This window comes from Asanoa iriomotensis, assembly GCF_016862515.1.
Classification (GTDB): Bacteria; Actinomycetota; Actinomycetes; order Mycobacteriales; family Micromonosporaceae; genus Asanoa; species Asanoa iriomotensis.
Map to the genome: position 1 here is coordinate 21295 of NZ_BONC01000009.1, position 22513 is coordinate 43807.

Below are 22513 nucleotides of genomic sequence, written 5' to 3' on the forward strand. Positions count from 1 at the left end.
GCACGGCCGAGCCCGATAGCGCATCGCGCGATGCACTAAACTGGGAGCATGCGTGAGCGAGCGCGATCGCCCGAAGACAAGGCACAACGTGCCGAGGACCTGCTGGCCGCGGCCGAGGCCCTCGCCCTCGACCTTGGTGGTGTTCGGTTCGTCACGGTCGCGGCTGTCACCGACCGCGCGGGGCTGCACCGGACAGGTGCGCGGCGGTACTACGCGAACCGCGAGGAACTGCTGCTCGAACTGGCCGAGCGCGGGTGGGGGCAGTGGCGCGACGCCGTCAAGGCCGCCGTCGGCGATCGAGCCGGGCTCGGCCCCGAGCAGGTCGCGGTGGCGGTCGCCTCGACGCTCGCGTCGCTGTCGGTGTTCTGTGACCTGCTCTCCCACGCGGCGATGAGCCTCGAAGGCGATGTCGACATCGAACGCGCCCGCAGGTACAAGACGAACGCCACCGCCGCCGCGACAGAGATCACGAACGTCCTGGCAGAGGCCAGTAGCATGACCGTCGAGCAGATCGAGGGTCTCATCGCGGTCGCGGTCACGCTCGCGGCCGGCCTCTGGCAGGTCTCCCACCCCACTCCCACCCTGGCGGCGCTCTACGAACAGATGCCGGCCTGGGGACATGCCGCGCTCGACTTCGAGCCGAGGCTCACGCTCCTGCTCCGCGCGACAGCCGTGGGACTCGTCGACATCACGGCTTGACGTACGTCATGTTATCGCTCACAGTCGATGTCAACGCCGACGACAGGCTCACCGGGCAAGCCCGTTCGTCTGGCCTTCGTGCAGTCGCCTGAGGCGGCGTGCCTCCGTTGTGAACGATCACATCTCTGACCTGGCATGCCCCTCTTTCCCATGTGGAGGAAGATCATGTCCGGGCTTCAACTGGCTCCGTCAACTCCGCGTCGCTGGTTGCGGCGCTTCATCGCTGGTGGCGTCGCCGCGGCGGTGATCGCGAGTGTTGCGGCGACCGTCCTGGCGACGCCCGCCGCGGCCGCGACCGTCGACACGAGCGCGTGGTACGTGCTGGTCAACCGTAACAGTGGCAAGGCGTTGGACGTCTACAACCTGGCCACGAACGACGGCGCGCGGATCGTGCAGTGGGCGCGGAACAACGGCAACCAGCAGCAGTGGCAGTTCGTGGACTCGGGCGGTGGCTACTACCGGCTGCGGTCGCGGTTGTCGGGCAAGGTGCTCGACGTCTACAACTGGTCGACCGCCAACGGCGCCAACATCGTGCAGTGGACCGACAACAACGCGGCCAACCAGCAGTTCCGGCTGGCGGACTCCAGCGACGGCTACGTCCGGTTGGTCAACCGCAACAGCAACAGGGTCGTCGAGGTCCAGGGCGCCTCGACCGCCGACGGCGGAAGCATCGTCCAGTACGACGACTGGAACGGTGCCAACCAGCAGTGGCAACTCGCCCGCGTCGACAGCGGAAACCCGGGTGGCGGGTGCGCGCTGCCGTCCACGTACCGCTGGACGTCGACCGGCCCGCTGGCCACCCCGAAGTCCGGGTGGGTGTCGCTCAAGGACTTCACCTACGCCCCGTACAACGGCCGGCATCTGGTCTACGCGACCACGCACGACACCGGGACCAGGTGGGGCTCGATGAACTTCGGCCTCTTCACGAACTGGTCCGACATGGCCTCGGCCAGCCAGAACACGATGTCATCGAGCACCGTCGCGCCCACCCTGTTCTACTTCGCGCCGCGCAACATCTGGGTCCTCGCCTACCAGTGGGGCGGCACCGCGTTCTCCTACCGCACGTCCAGCGACCCCACCAACGCCAACGGCTGGTCGGCGCAACAGACCCTGTTCACCGGCAGCATCTCCAACTCCGGCACCGGACCCATCGACCAGACCCTCATCGGCGACAGCACCAACATGTACCTGTTCTTCGCCGGAGACAACGGCAGGATCTACCGCGCCAGCATGCCCATCGGAAACTTCCCCGGCAACTTCGGCTCGACGTACACGACCATCATGACCGACACGACGAACAACCTCTTCGAAGCTGTTCAGGTCTACAAGCTTCAGAACGAGAACCGGTACCTCATGCTCGTGGAGGCCATCGGCGCGCAAGGCCGCTACTTCCGCTCGTTCACGGCCACCAGCCTCAACGGCTCGTGGACACCGCAGGCCGCGACCGAGGGCAACCCGTTCGCGGGCAAGGCCAATAGCGGCGCCACCTGGACCAACGACATCAGCCACGGGGAGCTGATCCGCGCCAACGCCGACCAGACCATGACCGTCGACCCCTGCAACCTGCAGCTGCTCTACCAGGGGCGCTCCCCCAACTCCGGCGGCGACTACGGGCTCCTGCCCTACCGGCCGGGGCTGCTGACTCTCCAACGCTGATCGCGTCGCGGGAGTCGTTCGCCAAAGACGTCTCGCACCGGTCACGGGATCGATAGCCTAGGTGCGGCATGGCACGAACGGTGGCGCAGGCGATGGTGGCGACGCTCAAGGCGTCGGGGGTCAAGCGGGTCTGGGGCATTCCCGGTGACTCGCTGAACGGTTTCACCGATGCGCTGCGGCGCGACGGCGGGCTGTCGTGGGAGCACGTGCGCCACGAGGAGGCGGCGGCCTTCGCCGCGGCCGGCGAGGCCGCGCTGACCGGTCAGCTCTCGGTGTGCGCCGGCAGTTGCGGCCCCGGCAACCTGCATCTGGTCAACGGGCTGTACGACGCCAACCGCAGCGGCGTGCCCGTGCTGGCGATCGCGGCACACATCCCGGCCGACGAGATCGGCAGCGGCTACTTCCAGGAGACCCACCCGCAGCAGTTGTTCGCCGAGTGCAGCGTCTACTGCGAGCTGGCCAGCATTCCGGAGCAGGTGCCGCGGCTGCTGGAGGCGGCCATGCGGGCGGCGTTGCAGCGCGGTGGTGTCGGCGTCGTGATCATCCCCGGCGAAATCTTCCTCACCGAAGCCACAGCCGGCGCCTGGCCCGGCGCGGTTCGGCGAGCCGACTCGGTCATCCGGCCCGACGACGCCTCGCTCGCGGCCGCCGCGGACATCCTCAACCGGGCCGAGCGGGTCACCATCCTGGCCGGTGCGGGCTGCGCCGGCGCGCACGAGCAGGTGGTCGCCATCGCCGGAGCTCTGCGGGCGCCGGTCGTGCACGCGTTGCGGGGCATGGAGCACCTCGCCTACGACAACCCGTACGACGTGGGCATGACCGGGCTCATCGGATACAGCTCCGGCTACCGGGCGATGGAGCACTGCGACGCCCTGCTCATGCTCGGCACCGACTTCCCTTACCGCCTGTTCTATCCGGACGACGTGCCCGTCATCCAGGTCGACGTGCGCGGCGAGCGCATCGGCCGCCGCGTTCCGGTCCGCGTCCCGCTGGTCGGTGCCGTCAAGGACACCGTCGACGCGCTCCTGCCCATGGTCGACGCGAAGGCGGACACCGCCCACCTGGACCGGATGACCGCACACTACCGCCGCGCCCGGGCCCGGCTGGACCGCCTGGCCGAGCCGGGACGCGGCGCCGGGCCGCTGCACCCGCAGCACGTCGCGGCCGCGATCGACCGGCTCGCCGCCGACGATGCCGTGTTCACCGCCGACGTCGGCACCCCGAGCATCTGGGCCGCCCGCTACCTCCACATGAACGGTCGCCGGCGGTTGATCGGCTCGTTCACACACGGCAGCATGGCCAACGCCCTGCCCCACGCGATCGGTGCCCAGGCCGCCGACCGCGACCGCCAGGTCATCGCCCTGTCCGGCGACGGCGGGCTGGCCATGCTGCTCGGCGAGCTGCTCACTCTGCGCCAGCAGCGCCTGCCGGTCAAGGTCGTGGTGTTCGACAACAACGCGCTGTCGTTCGTCGAGCTGGAGATGAAGGCGGCCGGCATCGTCACCTACGCCACCGAGCTGGTCAACCCGGACTTCGCAGCCATCGCGACGGCGGCCGGGCTGTTCGGCCGGCGCGTCGAAAGAGCCGAGCAGCTCGAGGGCGCGCTGCGCGAGGCGCTCGCCCACGACGGGCCGGCCGTGGTCGACGCCCGCACCGCCCGCCACGAGCTCTCGCTGCCACCCAAGATCACCCGCGAGCAGATCAAAGGCTTCACGTTGTACGCGACCCGCACCATCCTGTCCGGCAACGCCGACGAGATCGTGGAGCTCGCACACACCAACCTGCGCCAACTCGATCGCGAATAATACGGTTCTTCAAACATATGGGCGTTTTGTCCGGCATACTGATCTGGAAGGTCGATTTCGACACCGGAAGGTTGGCTCGGGATGCATCCCATCGTTCCGCCGCCGCCGAACAGCCGGCTCGCCCAGACGCTGGGCCAACTCGACGAGGCCGTGCGCCAACTGCCTGCCGGTGCCGAGCATTCGGCGCCGGCATCGTTGCGACGGGAGGCGATCGCGCTGGCGGAAGTCATCCATCGCAACGGCGATCGGTCCGGCGTCGCGCACACGGCCGAAGCGAACCGCTTGCTGCACCGGATCCGCGGCTATCTCGCGGCCACCGCCAAGACACGCTGACGAATCAGAGAGGACTCTCCGTGGGACTCGACGACAAGATCAACAACAAGGCGGAAGAAGTAAAGGGCAAGGTCAAGAAAGGTGTCGGCAAGGCCACCGGCGACGAGGAGCTCGAGGCCGAGGGTCGCGTCGACCAGGCAAAGTCCAACGTGAAGCAGGCCGGCGAGAAAATCAAGGACGCGTTCAAGAGCTGACCACGTGGCGGGGGCACTGATCCAGTGCCCCCGCCCTGGTCGCTACCCGCAGGTGAAGCGGGGCTCGGCGGAGTAGGTCCAGGTGAACTTCTCCCGCTCGACGACCTTGCCGTCCTTCTTGAAGACGCGGAACGCGTCCTGGGTGAACCCGGGGATGCCGTTGGTCGCGATGCACGTCGGACCCTTCGGCAGTTTGATCACCTTCGGGCTGGTGATGTTCCGCCGCGGGCTGTACTCGGTGCTCACGCTGTCCCAGACCTTCGTGCTGTACATCGACACCGTGATCGAGTTGTCGGTCCACGAGGTGTCGATGACGACGCCGTACTCGGTGTTGTTCCGGAACTTCATGTCGAGGTCCGGCCAGAAGATCGTCGACTCGATGACCGCGGGATAGCGATCGAAATAGTACGAGTGCGGCTTGTGATGGACGTCCTCGAGCCCCGCGTAGTAGGCCGCGTTGAACAGGGTGGTCGTGAACTGCGACGTGCCGCCGCCGACGCCCGGCACGAGCTTGCCGTCGAGGATGACCGGAGCGTCCCGGTAGCCCTGCCGGTAGCCGCGCTCGCCGGTGTGCCCGTTGAGTGAGAACACCGCGCCGGGCTTGACCAACGTGCCGTCGACGTCCTTCGCGATCTGGACGATGTTCTGGCTGCGCGGCGCGCCGAGGCCGCCGGTGAACTTGGTGGTGAACGTCGAGACGCGTTCCTTGATGCCGAGCTTGGCGACGTCGGCCGCGGTCGTCGCCGGTTTCGCCGCCACGAGCTTGCCGGTGACGGTGCGCTCGTCGGACTTCGGCAGCACGGCCAGCAGGTCGGTGGCGAGCGCGGTCACGTCGACCTGCCGGCCCTCCGTACCCTCGGTGACTCTCGGTTTGCCACTGACGATCGCGACCCGCGCGTCCTTGGGCTGCACCTCGACCGCACCCAGCGGGGTGGACAGCGCGGCGCGCAACTTCTTCGCGTCCAGCGCGGGCTCGATCCGGCCGGCCTTGTCGGCGACCAGCCGCAGGCTCTTGGCGATCGCGGCCGGGGCCACCGTGACGTCGCCTCGCTCGGTCGTGACCGTGACCGGTGCCGAGACGGCCGGGCGGGCGAACTCGGCGACGAGCTTGTCGACGTCCTCCTTGGTCGTGGCGGGATGGATCTCGACGATCGGCACGTCCACCGGCCCGCCGCCGAGCCAGCCGGACCGGACCGCGTCCGCCGACCGCGCCGCGTCGAGACCGCGGCCGGGCTGCGGGTAGTTCGGCTTGGGCGTCGTGCCCGAGAACGTGATCGACGGTTGCTTCATCGCCCGCGCGTCCTTGCCGAGGGCGGTGCCCAGCAGGTCGTGCAGCTTGCCTTCGTCGAGGGTGACGACCGGTTCGACGGTACGCGAGCCGAGCAGCCGGCCGATCGGGTTGGGGCTCGCCTCGATCGCGACCGTGACCGTCGCCTCGACGTCGACCCCGAGGTCGATGTCGGCCGGCGTCACCTCGGCCGCCCGGTCGCCCAGCCGCACCGCGACCGGGTTGCCGAGCTTGCCGGCCTGCTTCGCCAGACCGGCGTGCAGCGCGGCGATCGCGTCGGACCGGTTCTTGCCGCCGATGTCGACACCGAGCACCGAGGTGCCCCGCGGAACTTCGCCGGCGTACGCGTAGGCGCCGGCACCGCCGATCGCACCCAACACGGCCGCGGCGACACCGCCGGCCATGAAGAAGCGGCGCCGTGACGAGCGCTGGCGGCCGGGTGCCGGTGTGTGGCCGGATTGGACCGGGATGAAACCTGCCGAGGAGGGCTGCTGGTCGACCGGTAGGCGCGGTGCCGGGAACTGCACGGTCGGTGCGTCGGCGTCCGGCTGCTGGTTCACGCGTCACCTCGGAGCTTCGACGGAATCGACCCGCGGGCCGACGGGCGCCCGGAGGACGCCGGCACGATGCTACTGCCAGCGGCGGTTTCGGATCGACGATCTCGTGGGTAGCAGGTGGCATGAACCGCAACCTGGTCCGGGCGTTGCTCTCCGTATGGGATCGACCGGCGTTCCGGGACGGTGTGCGGCACCTCGTCGACCTCGACGAGGTGACGGCGCTGCTGGCGGCACTCGCTGCCGAGGACGGTGGCGACGAGGTCGACCTGCGGGTGATGGGCCTGCTGCGGTCGGCGCTGGAGACCACCGAGATCCGGCGCGCCGTCCTGCTGCTGGTCGACACCGATGACGTACGCCAGGAAGTGTCTTCGAGCATCGCGGAAGGTCTCGCCGACCGCCCGGACCTCGCGCGGTCGATCGTGTCGGCGTTGGGCGATCCCGCCGTGCGTGCCGAGCTGACTGCGGCGCTCGAGTCCGCGCGCCTGCGGGAGGCGATCTGGCGGGCGGCGGACAACCAGCTCCGCGGCCGGCGTTGGAAGACGATCGGGGAGCTGGCCGTGGTGCTGGCGCGGCACCGTCACGCGCGCCGCCTGGTGTGGCTGCTCAAGCGACACGGTGTGCTGCGGGCGCTTCGCCGCTGACGCCTCCGTAGACGCGTAACCGATGTGTTACGCTTTTCCGCGTGGACGAGGTGGCGGGAGCGATCGCCGACGGCGTGCGGCGGGAGATCCTGCTGATGCTGCGCGACGGTCCGCTCACCGCCGGGCAGATCGCCGACCGCTTCGCGATCAGCCGGCCCGCCGTCAGCCGGCACCTGCGGGTGCTGCGTGAGGCCGGGCTGGTGCGCGACACGGCCGACGGGCGCCGTCGGGTCTACGCGTTGGTCACGGCACCGCTCGACGAGCTGACGGGATGGCTGGTCAGACTGACGCGGCCGTCCGGCTGGCAGCACCGCCTCGACGCGTTGGAGACCGAGGTCTACCGCACCCGGCGCGAGAGCCGCTCGGCGGCCGGGCCAACCCGAGACCAGGAGAAAACCGCATGAGCCTGACACCCACCGGACAACTCTTCGGCAACGACCTCGTCCTGACCCGCACATTCCGGGCGCCCGCGGCCGACGTGTGGGCGAGCCTGACCGATACCGACCGCACGGCCCGCTGGTTCGGCCCGTGGAAGGGCGACGCGGCGCCGGGGCGCACGATCGAGGTCCAGATGGTGCACGAGGACGGCCAGCCCTGGATGGAGATGACGATCGACGCGTGCGAGCCGCAGCGCCGGCTGGCCCTTTCCGCGGTCGACGAGCAGGGCAGCTGGCTCCTGGACATGGTGCTGACCGAGAGCGGTGGTGTCACCGAGCTGCGGTTCACCCAGCACCTGGCCGACACGGCCGCGGTCGGCGATCTCGGACCGGGTTGGGAGTTCTATCTGGACGCGCTGGTCGCCGCCCGCGAGGACCGCCCGGCCCCACGGTTCGAGGACTACTACCCGGCGATGAAGGACCACTTCGACGCGCAGCGATAGGCCCGCATCCCGGTCTTACGCACGCCCGGCGCCGGCCGCGCGTTGGCTGCGTCGGCGCGTGCTGTCAGAACCATTGGGCGGTCAGTGCTCGCAGCAGCCCGGGGTCGATGTCCAACGGATCGGGCGTGCGGAGAGCCTTCTCCAAGGCGATCGCCGCGTCCCGTTCAGGCGAGTCGGCATGACACTCGCAGTCCAGCCATTCCGCGGCCACGTAGGCATCACCGATGGCACCGCCGGGATAGTCGAGAGCCGGGGCCAGCCGCGCCAGGAATCGGATCGCCGCGAACTCGTCGGCCGGTGGTCGTGTGGCTGCGACCGGACCTACCAGGCGCGCGACCAGATCGCTGGCCTGCTGCGTGGGCATCTCCCGGACGCCCAGTTCGACCAGCACCTCGGGCACCAGCTGGTCGATGCACCAGGGCGATGTCGCCCGTGGCAGGCCGGCGAGTTCCGAGACGGCTTGCCCATCGGCTCCCTGCGCGAGCAGATGAGCGGCTACGACCGGCCAATCACTGCTCAGGATGAGGCCGAGGTGCTGTGCGGCACCCACCACGCGGCGTTCGTCGCCGGTGAGCAATCCGTCCACTGCCCCGCCCCGTAATCATGCGTAAAGCTCAGCCGAGCTTATTTCCCACGGACGATCACCAGTTCGTTGCCTTCGGGGTCGGCGACGCGCCAGCGATCGTCTGACTCGTCAAGTAGCCGGCCACCGGCTGCGATGGTCGTGGCAAGGCGCGCCTGCGCGATGTCCGACGGCACGGCGAGCTCGAAGTGGATGCGGTTGCGCTGTCGGCGCCGCTCCGTATCCGAGGCGTCGAGCTCTTGGAACACCAGCACCGGGTTCAGCCGCCGTGGGTCGTGGATGTCGCTGACCCCGGCTCGGCGGTCGTGGGTGTATCCGAGTGCGGCTACCCAGAACGCGCGGACCGCGTCGACGTCGGCGGCGTCGAGGAAGAGCTGAGCGAAGCGCGGCAGCGCCGGATCCGCGGTGGCCCCGAGTTCGCGGGCAGCGGTCTGGAGGTTTTCGGCCAGGTCGGTGAAGTCGAGCGCGAGGCCGTGTGCGTCGTCCTCCGCCTGGTCCTTGCCGCTGTCGATGATCACGAGCCCGGGGCGCAGGTCGACCAGCAGGGGGAAGCCCGCGTCGTCGGCCAGCGCCGCTGCCGCGGTGGCCAGGTCGCGCTGCTGCGCCGGCAAGGTGACGCGGTAGCACGCCATCGCGCTGAACACCGCCTGCCAGTCGGAGGTCCGCTCGCCGAGCGCCCCGCCCGGCACCAGGTCAACCTCGTTGCCGTCGGGGTCGGCGTGGCAGACCCCGTAGGGTCCCGATGCCTCACCAAGGCTCGCCTCCTCGACCGCCGCCGCCGGCCGCACCACGTCGAGGTGGATGCGGTTTCGCAGCGGCCGTGGCTCGGTTGACCGCCAGATCCGGATCGCCGGGTCGCGCCGCAACGGATCCACCAAACCGCCGTCGTCCCCTGGCGCGTAGTCGAACACGCGCTGCCAGAACCGCCGCACATCAGACGGGTTCGCGGTGTCGAACACGACACTCAACTGCTGCAGCACGGCAGGGTTCGCGGCCAGCCCGAGTTCCCGCGCGGCCACCGACACCGCCTCGGCGTGCTCGTCGGAGTCGAGGCGCACCCGCACGCCGGTCGCGCGCAGATCGACCACGATCCCGGCCGACAGCCCAAGGATGCGCCCGGCCAGCGCAGCCCCCTCGATCAGCGAAGGCGCGTCGAACCATGCCGTCGTAACGCCATCGACGACCCGCCAATCCGTTCCGATCTCTGCCATGCCCGGCACTGTAGACCTCATGTCCCGTCGGGAGGTCCCACTCCTCCGGCATGGACCATCATGCTTGTCTGTGGCGCGTTCGGCGTCTGGCGTCCGGCGAGAGTGAGCGTGTGTGCTGTTCATCGAGGAGCGTGGCCGCGGCCGGCCGCGTTGGTCCGCCTCGCGGTGGCAGGCGTGGCGGCGTTCGCCATCGTGGCGGACCGCCGTCGGCTGGGAGCGGATCGATGCGGTCGACCGTGACAAGGAAGGCGAGGTTCGGCTGCGCCTGAAAGCACGGCGCGTCCAGGTCAGCGACCCGGGCTGCGCCGTACCCGATGAGCGTCTTGGGTTTCTGCCTCGCCAATCCACATCGCCGGTCCGCCCTCGACACCCGAACCAGACAGAAACCAGATGCGTATGCGCAGAGTGGATGTCCGACGCGACGGCGTCACGCTGTCGTGCCTCGACGGCGGGACGGGTGACACGGTTGTCCTGCTGCACGGGCTGGCCGGAAGCGCCCGGGAGATGCTGGCCCCCGCCGAGTCCCTGCTGCCCAACCACCATGTCATCGCGGTGGACCAGCGGGGTCACGGCCATTCCACGCGGCGCCCGCAGGACCTTTCCCGGCAGGCGTACGTCGATGACGTGCTTGCCGTCGTCGACCACCTCGCCGCCGGTCAACCGGTCACGCTGGTGGGGCAGTCGATGGGCGGACACACGGCGATGCTGGTCGCGGCGCGGCATCCGGGGCTCGTGCGCCGGCTGGTCATGGTGGAGGCCGGCGTCGGAGGCGACGCTCCGGAGGACTACCCGGCCAAGCTCGGGGGTTGGTTCGCTTCCTGGCCGGTGCCGTTCCCCGACCTGGCGGCGGCGACTGACTTCCTCGGCTCGACCCCGATCGCCCTGTCCTGGAGCCGTGATCTGGAGGAGCGTGCCGACGGGCTGTGGCCCCGCTTCGAGCCCGACGTCATGCGAGCCGCCATCGCCGCGGTCGCGGAGGAGGCGCGGTGGGAAGAATGGCAGACCATCAAGGCCCCAACCCTGCTCGTACGCGGCCAGCACGGCACCATGAAGACCGCCGAAGTCGAGCGGATGCGCGCGTTGCGCCCCGACGTGCAGCACGTCGTCGTTCCGAACGCCGGCCATGACGTACACCTGGAGCAACACGGAGCTTGGACACGCGTGCTGAACGCATTTCTCGACCGTTGACGATGGAGGTGGCCGTGCGGAAGTTGGTCGTACTCGTGGGAGTCTTTGCCGCCTTGACGGCCTGCACGTCGGTTGGCGACGTTGGCCGATACAAGCGCTACCAGGTTCGCTCACCGGCGATGGAACCCACGATCCCGGAAGGGTCGACGGTCACCGCCACGAAGGTGAAGCCGGGCGAATACCGTCCGGATGCCGGTGACCTCGTCGTCTTCGACCCGCCGGACAGGCCGGGCTGGAACCCTGACGGACGTCCGCGGATCCTGCGCGTGGTGGCGGTGCCGGGCGACATGATCGCGTGCTGCGACCCACAGGGCCGGATCACGCTCAACGGGACCGCACAGGACGAGCCCTACGCCAGGGTGTCGGAGTTCGATCCGCCGAAGGCGTTCGAGGCCATCACCGTGCCGGTCGACGAACTCTTCCTCCTCGGCGACTCCCGTGGCATGGCCAACGACTCATCGTTCAACGGAACGGTCCCGCTCACGACCGTCATCGGCGTGATCAAGACCTAGCTTCATACGGGCGGTTGGCGCTCACCATCGGTCAGGTGGATGTGCTCCAGGCCGGGGTTGAAGGCGGCCACGTGGTCCGCGGTGCCGTGGTGCGGCTTCGACGGTGTGAAGCGGCCTTCGCTGACCGCCGCGTCGTAGGCCCCACCGTAGAGATACTCGGCGAGGATTCCGGTGACCCGGTGCTCGGCCGCCCAGGCGAGTCCGGCGTCCGCGGTCTCGAACACGGCGCTGGCGTATCGGGCACGATCACCGTGGAAGATCCAGACGGTCGGAGTGTGCTGATCGTTCGTGGGGCGGCGACGGAGGCCTTCGGGCGTGAACGAGAACGCGTCGGGAAACGCGCCTGGCCGGTGACGCGCGGCGAGAACGACGGGCTCCGGGTGTACGCCACGCGCGTTCCACAGGTGGATGCAGATCAGGTCGTCGTCCGGGTCTGCCGTGGTGTAGGCAAGCGTCTTGGGGTAGGCGGGGTTCGTGCCCCCGATCCACAGTGACGGCGTCCCGAACGTCTCGACGACATCGGACAGTGTGCGGTCCCGCGCGAGCCACGCGCCGATGTCCGAGGCGAACTTGCGACGCTCCACCGTCGACAACGCCCGGTCCAGGTCGAGCCAGCCGCACCGATGGGCGACCTCGGCGTAGACGGACGCCGTGGCGTCACGCAGTCCCTCTGCCGGCAGGACGAAACTGTAGGCACCCCGGACGCCTGTGGCGATGAAGGCATGACGGTCGCGCAGCGCGTCGCACTCCGCCCGCCATCGCGTCAGGGTGCCGTCCACCGCGGCCATCGCCTCGAGCAGCAGCCGTTCGACGATCTCGTCCGAGCCATACATGCCAGGGCGACGAAGCACATCGTTCACGCGCTCGCGGTGATGCCGGTGCACCTCACCTTCACCGCTACTCATCTGCGCGTGCGGTTCAGCGCTCGTGCGGCCGTGGACGACACCGTTGTCAGTTCGGGTCGGGCCGGGACGAACAACGTCGCTATACCAAGGTTCTCGTTCATCGCGGCCAGTTCGGACTCGTATCGGAGGTCGCCGGCGTCGCGGATGCCGCGAACGATCACGGCGGCCTGGTGGTCGCGACAGAAGGTCGCGGTCAGGCCCGACCATTCTGTTGCTTCCACGTTGCTCCAGCTCGGCGGGAGCAACTCGCGCAGCGCCGCCAACCGTTGGGCCGGTGCGACCGTTGGGTGTTTGTCCGCGTTGACGGCGACCAGGACCGTGACCCGCGCGAAGAGGTGCCTGACCCGGTCGACGACGTCCACGTGGCCGGCGGTGAAGGGATCGAAGGTTCCCGGATAGACCGCATGCGCACCCGGCCTGCGATCCATCCGTTCAAGATACCGTGGGGCACAAACCGCTTGGCGTGGCCGAAAAACGCCAACATCGACATCGCCGTCAAATGGGTTTCGGGTCGGGCGGGTCCGGGGTACACGACCCTTGATCGTTTGTTGTCGACTCGAGGAGGTCTGATGAGTGGCGTCGCCAACCCGGCCACGGTCGAGCAGTGCCTGCGCATGGGCACCGGCTTCACCCAGGGCGACCGGGCCTGGATCGCCGAGCAGTTCGGTCCGTTGGACGCCCGCCTCGCATCGTTCGACGCTGACGCGACCGACCTCGAGATCTCGGTGAAGGACCGCCAGTCCCCCGGTCAGAAGGTCACCCTGGAGTGCTGGACGCCCGGCCTGGACAAGATCGTCACCACGTCGAGCGAGGACGACCTGCACGCCGCGGTCATGGACGTGCGCGACGACCTGCGCCGCCGCCTGACCGACGCCAAGGGCCGCCGCAGCCCGCGATGAGCTGAGCAGGGCTTCCACATTCTGATCGGTCGGGTCGGCCGCCGCTGTCCCGTCCGGACGGGCGATCCGCGCGCACTCCCGGGGCCGTAACCTGGCCCGTCGTGACAGTTGATCAAGAGGCGGCGGCACCGGCACGCCGCCGCCGACGCGGTGTGCTGCTGGCGCTGTCGGGTGCGGTCGTCGCCGTCGCGCTCGCGGTGCCCGCAGCCATCGCGTGGACCTCGGCGAAGCCGTCGCAGCCCGCCGCCGCGGCATCGCCCTCGCCCACCGCGGCCGCGTCGCCCAAGGCCGGCGATCCCCCCGAGGCCCGGCTCGCGTGGGCCCGCGAGCGGATCAGGGAAACGCTCGCGGAGATGAGCGCGGCCATGATGTCCGGCGACCGGGCGGCGTTCACGGCGGCGGCGGGCGACACGGCGACCCGCGCGGCGCTCGACCAACGATTCCGGTCGCTGCGCGCGCTCAAGATCGTCTACTTCTCCCTGGCTCTCGACAGCGGCCCGTTCAAGGGCCGGATCGTCGACGGCCGTCAGGAGTGGGGGTTCACGGTCGCCCTGGACCACTGTCTCGGTGGCCCCCAATGCTCGATCGACAAGCTGTTGATCGAGACCACCTGGCGGGACTCGGACGACGGCTTCCGGATCGTCGGCATCGGCACCGCCAACGCCGACCAGAACGGCCCGCACCCGTGGGAGGTCAGCACGCTGACGGCGGCGGTCGGCTCCCGCGCCGTGGTCGCGGCGCCGCCGGCGTACGTCGCGCAGGCGCGCGCCTTCCTGCCCGTCGCCGAGCGCGCGGCGAAGATCGCCGACAAGTACCGGCTCGACGGCACGAACGGCACCTACATCGTCTACCTCGCCGGTCAGAAGGAATGGCAGACCTGGTTCGGCGGCAACCTCAAGGACTGGGTGGTCGGCTACGCGATACCGGCGACCGAGCGGCGATCCGACATAGTGCTGCGCTTCGACGCGATCGCCAGCGGCGACGCCGAGTCCGTGATGAAACATGAGATGGGGCACGTCGCGACGCTCGCCGGCCGCGACTACAACCAGTTCCAGGGCCCGATCTGGTGGGCCACCGAGGGCATCGCCGAACACATCGCGTGGGACGGCCGCAGCAACAACGCGTACGACGGGCGGCAGGCGGTGCGGCGTTACCTGCGCGAGAAGCAGTTCGCCGGCGACCCGGCAATGGTCATGCCGAACGACGACGCGGCCGACTGGGAGATCGACGGCGCGTACGGCATCGGCTTCTACTACATCCGTTGCATCGCCGACCGGTACGGGCCGGAGAAGATGCTGGCGTTCAGCGAGGCAATGCTGCGCGGCGAGAAACCCGCGGCGCAGGCCGCCGCCGACGTCCTCGGTGGCAGCTGGCCGGACATCTCGAAGCGCTGTCTGGCCTACACCCGCGATGCGGTCGGAGCCTGAGGGGCCCCGAGTCGGCCGAGCAGCAGCGCGAGGCGGCGGTCGTGCTCCTGGCGCGGGAGGCGCCCGCCGCGGGTCAGTGACACGAGCCCGTGCAGGCCGCTCCAGAGCACCTCCGCCAACAGGTCCTCGTCGTCGTTCGCGGCGAAGGGACGGACCACCTGGCGCAACTCGTCGAACCCGGCCTGCAAGGCCTGCGGCGCCTCGGCGGTCGCGAAGGGCAGGCTGACCGCCTGGTTGAACATCGCGTCGTAGAGCGCCGGACGGTGCTCGGCGAACGCGACATAGGCCGCCGCGACGTTGGCCAACGCCCGCCGCGGGCTGCGCGTCGACGTGCGGGCGGCCCGCATCTCGGCGGCGAGGTCGGCGAACCCCTCCACCGCCACCGCCGCCACGATCGCGTCCTTGCCCTTGAAGTGGCTGTAAAGCACGGGCTGGCTGTATTCGACACGTTCCGCGAGCCGCCGGGTCGTGACCGCTTCCCAGCCCTCGGCCTCGGCCAACTCCCGGGCCGCGCTGACGATCAACCGTTCGCGGTCGGCTCGTTCGCGCTCTCGCCGCGCGTGTATCGACATGACCGCAATCCTAGCACCGCTAGCACTGAGGGCGGCGCTATGTTAGCGTCGACCCAGTTCCTAGCAGCGCGTTTCATGCTCACCCCTGTCGCGTACGGCCTGGCCATCGTCCTGGACCTGCTGGTCGCCTTCATCGGTGCCCGGTTCCTGCTGCAGCCCGAAGCCGCCGCAACCGGCTACGGCGTGCCCGCCAAACCCGGCGCCTATCTGACCGTCAAGGGCCTGCGCGACCTCAGCTACGGCATCCTCGGCCTGGCCCTGCTCGCCTTCGCCGGCCCGCTGGCGGCAGCCTGGTTCATGCTGGTCGTGGCCCTGAACCCGCTCGGCGACACCCTGATCGTGCTGCGCAACGGCGGCACCAAGGCCGTCGCCTTCGGCATCCACTTCGCCACGGCCGTGGTGGTCCTGATCAGCGCCGCGCTACTGTTCGCCGTCTGACCGCCCGTCCTTGAGGCTCCGCAACGTCTCGACCTTGCTCTCCGCATCCTGCCGGGAGTACGTGCCTAGCACCGACAGAGGCATCGCGTCGACGCCGCCGACGAAACGGACGACCGAACGGCAGAGCGGCAAGCCTCTGCGCGGTGCCGTCCACCGTGCAGAGCGCGATCGCGCTTCAGCGCCTCGTTCACCCCGCTGCTCGTCGGGCCATGATGAGCGACGTCGGCGACGTCAGCCTCTCCCCCGCCGCGTTCGCCGACGTCTGCCGTTCGTGGCCGGCCAACTGCTCCGACCGTGGGTCGGCGCCGCGATGAACCGCCACAAGAAGCTGCTTACGCTGGTTTGACCGCGGCTCGATCCTGCTGGTCGTCTACACCGCCTTCAGCGCCAGCGTGGTCGGCGGGATCTGGGGCAGCGTCGCCGTACCCGACCTGCTGGTCCTGGTCGCGGTCGTGCTCCTGGCCGCGGTGCTGGGGACGCTCGCCGCGCTGCGGTCGGCCGCGACGACAAGGTGGCCATCGCGTTCTGCGGCTCGACCAAGAGCGTGCCCGCGGGCCTGCCGATGTCCTGGCCGGCCGCTGGGCCTTACCTCCCGATCCGGGCCCCGCCCACGTCGGCTGAATTCTCCGGGTTCGTCGAGCGCTGAGTGGTCGGGCGATGGTTTCCGGCCTTGGTGACGAGGGCGGCGAGCACGGTGGTTATCGGCACGGCGGCGATCAAGCCCAGGGTGGCGACGGTGGTGCGCACCAGTTCCTGAGCGACGAACTCGCTGGTGACGGACTCGACCGTGGACCGGCTGCCGGCGACGACGAGGAGCACCACCTGCAGGGACGCGCCGGCGTACGCGAGGACGATGGTGTTGACGGTCGAGGCGATGTGCGCCCGGCCGACGCGGATGCCGCCCTGGTAGAGCTGGCGGTGGGTGAGGTTTGGGTTTGCCCGTGCCAGTTCGGCGACGGTCGCCGCCTGGGTGACGGTGACGTCGTCGAGCACCCCCAGGGAGCCGATGATGATGCCGGCCAGCAGCAGGCCGCGGAGGTCGATGGCGCCGTAGGTGAGGTAGACGTCGACGGCGGCGTCGTCTCCAGCGCCGGTCATGTGGGTGAGGGCGATGGCCAGCGAGCCCATGGCGCCGGTGAGGACGAGGCTGGCCAGGGTGCCGAGCACCGCGACGGACGTCTGTGCCGTGAGCCCGTGGGTGAGGTACAGGACCACGAACATGATCAGAGCGGCGCCGACGACGGCCACGAGCAGCGGCGAGTGGCCGGCGAGGATCGCCGGAAGGATGAAGCCCAGCAGCACGGCGAAGCTGACGCCCAGACCCGCCAGCGCGGCGAGGCCGCGCCAGCGGCCGAATGCCGCGATCACGATCGCGAACACGGCGACGAGCCACAGCAGGGGTGTGCCGCGCTGGTGCTCCACGATCGTGTAGATGGCGTCTTCCGGGTTCAGTCCGTCGACGAGCGGCGAGACGATCACGTTGTCACCGATCTCGACCGACGGTGCGCCGCCACCGCTCGAGAGGTCGACCTCGGCCGACGTGCCATCCGCGGGGCCGTCGTCGAAGCTGACCGTGGCCGTGCCGCATTGACCGCTTGGCGCCGCGGCCTCCGGCGTCTCGGTGGCGGGCGAGCACGGTAGCTCGACGATGCGCGTCACGGTCGCGTGGTAGCGCGGGACCGGATCGACGGCGTTGCGCGACGGCGACCGTTCCGGCCAGAGCAGGACGGCGGACACCAAGGCCGTCAGGAACGACGGCACCAGGATCGCGGCGAGGACGACGCGCAGGCGGCTGCCCGATCTGGCGACGGTGGGGTGGTCGCGCACGCCGGAAGACTACGCGGCGGGTGCCGAACCCGTCGGTGCCAGCGTGCGGGTCTCGTGCTGGGGGCTGACATGGACCAGCGCGCCGGCCATCTTCGGGATGTCCGCGAGCAGGGCGTCGCGGGCGCGGTCGGCGGTGTCGTGGGCGTCGGTGAAGCTGACGTGTTCGTCGGCGCGGATCGCGACGTCGGCGTGGAGTCGGTGGCCGAGCCAGCGCATCTGGACGCGGTCGACGGCGGTCACGCCGGGGACGTCGGCGAGCACCTGTTCCGCCCGGGTGATCAGGGTCGGGTCGACGCTGTCCATGAGGCGGTGGTAGATCTCCTTGGCCGCGATGACCAGGACGCCGACGATCGCGGCGCAGATGACCAGGCCGATGATCGGGTCGGCGAGCGGGAAGCCGAGCGCGACGCCGATGGCACTGGCGACGACGGCGAGCGAGGTGAGCCCGTCGGTGCGGGCGTGGAGTCCGTCGGCGACCAGAGCGGCGGACCCGATCCGCCGGCCGACCCGGATCCGGTAGAGGGCGACGAGTTCGTTGCCGGCGAAGCCGATGATGCCGGCGGCGAGGACCCAGCCGACGTTGTTGACCTCGCGGGGTTCGAAGAGGCGGCGGATCGACTCGTAGCCGGCCAGGGCGGCGGAGCCGGCGATGACCAGGACGATGACGATGCCGGCGAGGTCCTCGGCACGTCCGTACCCGTAGGTGTAGCGGCGGGTTGCCAGGCGTCGGCCGATGACGAACGCGAACCACAGCGGCACCGCGGTCAGGGCGTCGGCGAAGTTGTGCACGGTGTCGGCGAGCAGTGCGACCGATCCGCTGATCCAGACGACGAGCAGCTGGAGAACGGCGGTGACGCCGAGGGCGATGAGGCTGATCTTCAGTGCCCGGATGCCTTCGGTGCTGCTCTGCAGCGCGTCGTCGACCTTGTCACCGGCGTCGTGGGAGTGAGGCGTGAGCAGGTGCCGGAGCCGGTCCCACCACGAGTGCCTGTGCTCGTGCCCGGAGTGCGCGTGGTCGCCGTGCTGGTGTGTGTCGGGCGCGGCCATGTCAGGCTCCGGTCTCGTCGGCGGTGAAGGGCGCCGCATTTCGCGAATTGGGTTTTCTCAGTTAACCCGAGTTGACCGACGAAAGGCAAGGATCGACGTTTATCTCACCTCTTTGCTATTTGCGCGTACACGATTGTTGCCCCACTTTTGCAGAAAGCCATTATTGGCTTTAAGTGCGATGCGAGATCAGGCGACGACCAGGGTGTACGGCACGGACCGCAGCCGCCCGTCGATGTCGAGCTCGAGGTTGGCGCGGTAGCGGCCCGGGGTGGGCATGGTCAGCCACACCTTGAGGGCGCCGCCGACGAGTTCCGCGTCGGCATAGGTGGGGACGACGCCGAAATCGCCTTCGCGAATGACGACGAGTCGTCCGAACGCGCCGTGATGGCGGGCAAGCCATGCAGAGGCGGGCGCGCCGGCCGCGTAGACCCGGAACTGCAGCGGCACGGACGCACCGGCCAACGGGGTGCCCTCCATGGTGACGGTGATGTCGCCGGTCACCTGCTCACGCTTGGGCGCCGGCGGCGGCTGCGGTCGGAACGTGCCGGGGGCGGTGTGGTCGACGCCGAGGGTGACGGCCTGTTCGCTGCCGTCGGCGCCCGTCGCGGTGAAGTCGGCGTAAACGCGGTAGGCGCCCGACCCGGGGATCGACAACGGCGTCGTCCAGGTGCCGTCCAAGGCCATCGTGGGATGCAGGTGCTGAAACCCCGTCAGGTCGGCGCGGACCACGGTGAGGTGCATCGCCTTGTCGCCGCTTCCCGTGAAAGCGGTGACGGGGGCCCGGTTCTTGTCGATGATCCGGTAGCGGAAATCACCCGCGCTCTGGGAGCGGGTCTGCGGTTCGAGGGTGAACCCCTGGGCGCTGACGGCCAGGCCGACCACGCCCGCTCCGCCCGCCGCCGCTGTGCCGCCGGCGTGGTTGTGGCTGCCCATGACACCGGCACCTGAGGTCGGCTGCGTGGCCGAGGCCGTCGACGGCGCGGCGGGAACGTCCGGGCGCGCGCTGGTCAGCCGGGCCAGGGCGAATCCGGCGAGAACGGCGACCAGCGCCGACGCGAGGGTGACGGTCGTGCTGACGGTGCGCGCCGGAGCCGGAGCCTGGGGCGGTGCGGGGTCGGGGCGGGGCTCGGCTTGGTCCTGGTCGAAGCTGGCACTCCAGCGGCTGGGCATCCCCGCAATCTAGCGGTATGGATGCGGGATCACCGCTGCCTGCCGTTGCCAGTCGGGGATCAGCGGCGTGGTGAGCCACATCGTCGCGGCGGCGGACACACCGACGACGATCAGGCCGGCATGCGCGGCCGGCCTGGTGTGGCGCCAGGTGATGTAGTGCCGCAGGACGTCGCCGAGCATGAACATGCCGCCGACCGCGAGCAGTTGGCCGATCTCGACGCCGACGTTGAAGGCGAGCACCCGCGGCAGCGACCCGCCCTCGGGCAGCCCGAGTGTCTGCAGGCGGGTCGCGAGGCCGAGCCCGTGTACCAGCCCGAAGCCGAGGACGTACGCCGCGATCCACCGCCGGTGGCGGTCGAGGTCGACGAAACCGGCCGCGCCGACGTAGGCGAGGCTCAACGCGATCACGATGTCGACGATGGTCGGCGGGAACTGCCAGCCGGCCAGCGTCGCGACGATCAACGTCGTCGAGTGGCCGAGCGCGAACAGCGACACAAGCTTCACGGTGGCCCGGACCTGGCTGGTGATCAGCACGATCCCGGCCAGGAACAGCAGGTGGTCCCACCCGCTGATCATGTGGATGAACCCGGACCAGACGAACGCGCCGACGCTGTCGCCGGTGGTGGCCACACCGTGGGCCAGCTCCATGTCCCCTCCATCTGCCCGGGAAACGACACTGTACCGACCTGCCGGGAACTTTCCGCCGACTGCCGACGACCAACTCAGACCGGCCGTCGCCCGTGCCGGCCAGGCGACGAAGGGACGGCTCGGTTGAGTCAGCTGATGATGCGCGTCGGCGCGGTAGTAGTCGCCGCCGCAGTGGGAGTGGTCGGCCTCTCCGAGCCGGCCTGGGCACACGGCATCACTGGTGGGCTGGAGTCGATCCCGGACTTCGTGCTGTCCGGCATCACCCACATGCTCCTCGGCTGGGACCATCTGCTGTTCATCGTCGGCGTCGTGCTGCTGGCCGGTGAACTGCGTCGCGCGGCGAGCCTGATCTCCCTGTTCGCGCTCGGTCACTCCACCACGTTGATCATCGCGACGTTGTCGCGGTGGCAGGTCAACGCGGCGCTGGTCGACGGGGTGATCGCGGCGAGCGTGGTGTTCGTCGGCGTGGTCGGCCTGATCGGCCGCCCGCAGCGGTGGGGCTGGTTCGCCGCCGCCGTCACCGGGTTCGGCCTCGTCCACGGGCTGGGTCTGGCGACCCGGTTGCAGGCGCTGGGCCTGCACGAGGAGACCGTGCTGTCGCGGGTCATCGCGTTCAACATCGGTGTCGAGGTCGGCCAGCTCATCGCCATCGGCGTCCTGATGTTGATCGTCGAGGTGGCTCACCGGTTCCCCGTGCCGAACAACGGCGCGCTGCCGGGCTGGCTGCGGACGCGGCGGGCCGCCAACGTGGCCCTGGTCGCCGGCGGCGTCCTCGCCGGGACCCTGGTGGCGGTCGGCGCCGTCGAGCAGGAGCCGGCGACCGCGACGGCGGCCGGGTCCGGTGCGTGCCAGGTCCGGGACCGCACCGAGACCTTCCAGGGCATCGGCGGCCACCCGAAGAAGGACTTCTACGAGCCGACCGAGACGACACCGCAGGACGACTTCGGCCACGTCGTCGGCGACGGGTACGTCGCCGTGCTCTACCAGCCCACGCTGGCCACCGCCCAACTCGACGAGCTGCGGGTCTTCGTCACCGGGCCGGACGGCAACAAGGTCGTCGGTGGTCCCGCGGCCGCCGGGCAGGCCGAGACCTTCAAGGCCATCCACGCCTACCAGACGCTGACCTGCACACAGTTCGACCTCGCCGCGTTGCGGGAGTTCAAGGCCGGTTGGGCCAATGATCCCCGCTCCCGCTCGACGGGCTGACGACTGCACCGCTGGTCGATGCGGCCATATGCTGGCGCGATGGCGTCCATCCACGGCGGACGACCCGCACGCGCGACCGGGCTCGTCCTGGTGACGGCTGCCTGCATCGTCGCCGCCACGCCGGCGGCGGCCTGGGCGCACGGGGTCTCGGGCCACGCCGACAGCGCCGGCGCGTTTCTCGGCCTCGGGTTCCGGCACATGCTCCTCGGCTGGGACCATCTGCTGTTCATCGCCGGGGTCGTGCTGCTGCTGGCACCCGAGATCGAACGGGCGATGATCACCTTGTCGCTGTTCGCGCTGGGCCACAGCGCCACGCTGATCGCCGGCACGCTGGCCGGCTGGCGCTTCGATCCCGTCCTGGTCGACGTGGCCATCGCGCTGAGCCTGGCGTACATCGGCCTGGTCGGCTGGTTCGGCCCACCGGCAAGATGGCGGCTGTTCAACGCCGCCGTCCTCGCCGTCGGCCTCGTGCACGGGCTCGGCTTGGCCACCCGCCTACAGGATCCCCAGTTCACCGGGCACCTGACCCTCTGGCGCGTGCTGGCATTCAACGCCGGAGTCGAGCTCGCGCAGCTGTTCGGCGGCGGGATCATCGTGCTCATCGGACTGGCTGCCAAGGAGTCGCTCAAGGACCGGCTGAGCAGCGCGACGACATGGCGACTCGCACACGGCGGCCTCATCGTCGTCGGCCTGGGTGCCAGCGCCCTGCTGCTCACCACCGCTGCCAGTGGCGGCTCAACCGCGCTGACCTTGCCCTGACCGACGTAACCGTGCCCGGACCGCCGTGGAATCCCTCGCCGGCGCCGGCGAACACGCCGACGCACGAG

The 22513-nt window shown here is 69.8% G+C and carries 26 protein-coding genes; 16 read left to right on the plus strand and 10 right to left on the minus strand.

The window, feature by feature from the left end; translation table 11 throughout:
* Window positions 1-48: 48 nt before the first annotated feature.
* From Air01nite_RS08855 to Air01nite_RS08875, 5 genes are all read left to right on the plus strand, one after another.
* Complete coding sequence (locus Air01nite_RS08855; RefSeq protein WP_203701486.1) at window positions 49-699, plus strand: TetR family transcriptional regulator; 651 nt, start codon at window positions 49-51, stop codon at window positions 697-699.
* A 165-nt stretch (window positions 700-864) separates the two neighbouring features.
* Window positions 865-2355 carry a non-reducing end alpha-L-arabinofuranosidase family hydrolase gene (locus tag Air01nite_RS08860; protein ID WP_203701487.1) on the plus strand — a complete coding sequence of 497 codons (1491 nt, stop codon included), beginning with the start codon at window positions 865-867 and terminating at the stop codon, window positions 2353-2355.
* Between the two features lie 68 nt (window positions 2356-2423).
* Window positions 2424-4160, plus strand: a complete 1737-nt coding sequence (gene poxB, locus Air01nite_RS08865; RefSeq protein WP_203701488.1) for a ubiquinone-dependent pyruvate dehydrogenase — start codon at window positions 2424-2426, stop codon at window positions 4158-4160.
* Window positions 4161-4241: 81 nt separating this feature from the next.
* Window positions 4242-4493, plus strand: coding sequence for a hypothetical protein (locus tag Air01nite_RS08870; protein WP_203701489.1), 252 nt, complete (start codon window positions 4242-4244; stop codon window positions 4491-4493).
* Window positions 4494-4513: 20 nt separating this feature from the next.
* A complete protein-coding gene (locus Air01nite_RS08875; RefSeq protein ID WP_203701490.1) occupies window positions 4514-4687 on the plus strand; it encodes a CsbD family protein in 174 nt (57 codons plus the stop codon).
* A 42-nt stretch (window positions 4688-4729) separates the two neighbouring features.
* On the opposite strand, the gene Air01nite_RS08880 is transcribed toward Air01nite_RS08875, so the two are convergent.
* The gene (locus Air01nite_RS08880; protein ID WP_203701491.1) at window positions 4730-6535 is read right to left on the minus strand and encodes a VanW family protein; all 1806 of its coding nucleotides are present in this window, start codon (window positions 6533-6535) and stop codon (window positions 4730-4732) included.
* A 119-nt stretch (window positions 6536-6654) separates the two neighbouring features.
* On the opposite strand from Air01nite_RS08880, the gene Air01nite_RS08885 reads away from it, so the two are divergent.
* The 3 genes from Air01nite_RS08885 to Air01nite_RS08895 are packed head-to-tail and all read left to right on the plus strand — an operon-like array spanning window position 6655 to window position 8053.
* Entirely contained in the window at window positions 6655-7173 is a 519-nt protein-coding gene (locus Air01nite_RS08885) for a hypothetical protein (protein WP_203701492.1), read from the plus strand.
* Window positions 7174-7214: 41 nt separating this feature from the next.
* Window positions 7215-7577: a metalloregulator ArsR/SmtB family transcription factor gene (locus Air01nite_RS08890; RefSeq protein ID WP_203701493.1), complete on the plus strand. Its 363-nt coding sequence runs from the start codon at window positions 7215-7217 to the stop codon at window positions 7575-7577.
* Window positions 7574-8053, plus strand: a complete 480-nt coding sequence (locus tag Air01nite_RS08895; RefSeq protein WP_203701494.1) for an SRPBCC family protein — start codon at window positions 7574-7576, stop codon at window positions 8051-8053. The genes Air01nite_RS08890 and Air01nite_RS08895 overlap by 4 nt, the downstream gene beginning before the upstream one ends.
* Window positions 8054-8117: 64 nt before the next feature.
* Here Air01nite_RS08895 and Air01nite_RS08900 read toward each other — a convergent pair whose 3' ends face one another.
* Together Air01nite_RS08900 and Air01nite_RS08905 are read right to left on the minus strand one after the other, a co-directional pair.
* Window positions 8118-8630, minus strand: coding sequence for a hypothetical protein (locus Air01nite_RS08900; RefSeq protein ID WP_239090593.1), 513 nt, complete (start codon window positions 8628-8630; stop codon window positions 8118-8120).
* A gap of 47 nt (window positions 8631-8677) precedes the next feature.
* A complete protein-coding gene (locus Air01nite_RS08905; RefSeq protein ID WP_239090594.1) occupies window positions 8678-9970 on the minus strand; it encodes a VOC family protein in 1293 nt (430 codons plus the stop codon).
* Window positions 9971-10243: 273 nt separating this feature from the next.
* Here Air01nite_RS08905 and Air01nite_RS08910 point away from each other — a divergent pair, with 273 nt between their 5' ends.
* Window positions 10244-11035 carry an alpha/beta fold hydrolase gene (locus Air01nite_RS08910; RefSeq protein WP_203701495.1) on the plus strand — a complete coding sequence of 264 codons (792 nt, stop codon included), beginning with the start codon at window positions 10244-10246 and terminating at the stop codon, window positions 11033-11035.
* A 2-nt stretch (window positions 11036-11037) separates the two neighbouring features.
* The gene (gene lepB, locus Air01nite_RS08915) at window positions 11038-11547 is read left to right on the plus strand and encodes a signal peptidase I (RefSeq protein WP_275408189.1); all 510 of its coding nucleotides are present in this window, start codon (window positions 11038-11040) and stop codon (window positions 11545-11547) included.
* Between the two features lie 2 nt (window positions 11548-11549).
* Here the strand turns inward: lepB and Air01nite_RS08920 are convergent, their stop codons facing one another.
* Together Air01nite_RS08920 and coaD are read right to left on the minus strand one after the other, a co-directional pair.
* On the minus strand, window positions 11550-12407 hold the full coding sequence (locus tag Air01nite_RS08920) for a DUF7710 domain-containing protein (protein ID WP_203701497.1): 858 nt from the start codon (window positions 12405-12407) through the stop codon (window positions 11550-11552).
* A 41-nt stretch (window positions 12408-12448) separates the two neighbouring features.
* Window positions 12449-12880, minus strand: coding sequence for a pantetheine-phosphate adenylyltransferase (gene coaD / locus Air01nite_RS08925; RefSeq protein WP_203701498.1), 432 nt, complete (start codon window positions 12878-12880; stop codon window positions 12449-12451).
* Between the two features lie 141 nt (window positions 12881-13021).
* Here coaD and Air01nite_RS08930 point away from each other — a divergent pair, with 141 nt between their 5' ends.
* A complete protein-coding gene (locus Air01nite_RS08930) occupies window positions 13022-13351 on the plus strand; it encodes an HPF/RaiA family ribosome-associated protein (RefSeq protein WP_203701499.1) in 330 nt (109 codons plus the stop codon).
* Between the two features lie 101 nt (window positions 13352-13452).
* Entirely contained in the window at window positions 13453-14778 is a 1326-nt protein-coding gene (locus Air01nite_RS08935; protein ID WP_203701500.1) for a hypothetical protein, read from the plus strand.
* Here Air01nite_RS08935 and Air01nite_RS08940 read toward each other — a convergent pair.
* A complete protein-coding gene (locus Air01nite_RS08940; RefSeq protein WP_203701501.1) occupies window positions 14751-15350 on the minus strand; it encodes a TetR/AcrR family transcriptional regulator in 600 nt (199 codons plus the stop codon). The two genes, Air01nite_RS08935 and Air01nite_RS08940, sit on opposite strands and share 28 nt — an antisense overlap.
* 75 nt (window positions 15351-15425) lie before the next feature.
* Here Air01nite_RS08940 and Air01nite_RS08945 point away from each other — a divergent pair, with 75 nt between their 5' ends.
* Window positions 15426-15788 (plus strand): DUF4267 domain-containing protein, encoded by a 363-nt coding sequence (locus Air01nite_RS08945; protein WP_203701502.1) that lies wholly within the window; start codon window positions 15426-15428, stop codon window positions 15786-15788.
* A 362-nt stretch (window positions 15789-16150) separates the two neighbouring features.
* Window positions 16151-16465: a hypothetical protein gene (locus Air01nite_RS41865; RefSeq protein ID WP_373310359.1), complete on the plus strand. Its 315-nt coding sequence runs from the start codon at window positions 16151-16153 to the stop codon at window positions 16463-16465.
* Here Air01nite_RS41865 and Air01nite_RS08955 read toward each other — a convergent pair.
* The 4 genes from Air01nite_RS08955 to Air01nite_RS08970 form a co-directional block, all read right to left on the minus strand.
* Window positions 16374-17615, minus strand: coding sequence for a YibE/F family protein (locus Air01nite_RS08955; RefSeq protein WP_203701503.1), 1242 nt, complete (start codon window positions 17613-17615; stop codon window positions 16374-16376). The two genes, Air01nite_RS41865 and Air01nite_RS08955, sit on opposite strands and share 92 nt — an antisense overlap.
* Before the next feature lie 9 nt (window positions 17616-17624).
* The gene (locus Air01nite_RS08960; RefSeq protein WP_203701504.1) at window positions 17625-18662 is read right to left on the minus strand and encodes a cation diffusion facilitator family transporter; all 1038 of its coding nucleotides are present in this window, start codon (window positions 18660-18662) and stop codon (window positions 17625-17627) included.
* A 186-nt stretch (window positions 18663-18848) separates the two neighbouring features.
* Window positions 18849-19832: a DUF8832 domain-containing protein gene (locus Air01nite_RS08965; RefSeq protein WP_203701505.1), complete on the minus strand. Its 984-nt coding sequence runs from the start codon at window positions 19830-19832 to the stop codon at window positions 18849-18851.
* Window positions 19833-19841: 9 nt separating this feature from the next.
* Complete coding sequence (locus Air01nite_RS08970; protein ID WP_203701506.1) at window positions 19842-20480, minus strand: HupE/UreJ family protein; 639 nt, start codon at window positions 20478-20480, stop codon at window positions 19842-19844.
* A 123-nt stretch (window positions 20481-20603) separates the two neighbouring features.
* On the opposite strand from Air01nite_RS08970, the gene Air01nite_RS08975 reads away from it, so the two are divergent.
* Window positions 20604-21686: a HupE/UreJ family protein gene (locus Air01nite_RS08975; protein WP_203701507.1), complete on the plus strand. Its 1083-nt coding sequence runs from the start codon at window positions 20604-20606 to the stop codon at window positions 21684-21686.
* Window positions 21687-21725: 39 nt separating this feature from the next.
* Complete coding sequence (locus Air01nite_RS08980; protein ID WP_203701508.1) at window positions 21726-22445, plus strand: HupE/UreJ family protein; 720 nt, start codon at window positions 21726-21728, stop codon at window positions 22443-22445.
* Window positions 22446-22513 lie beyond the last annotated feature (68 nt).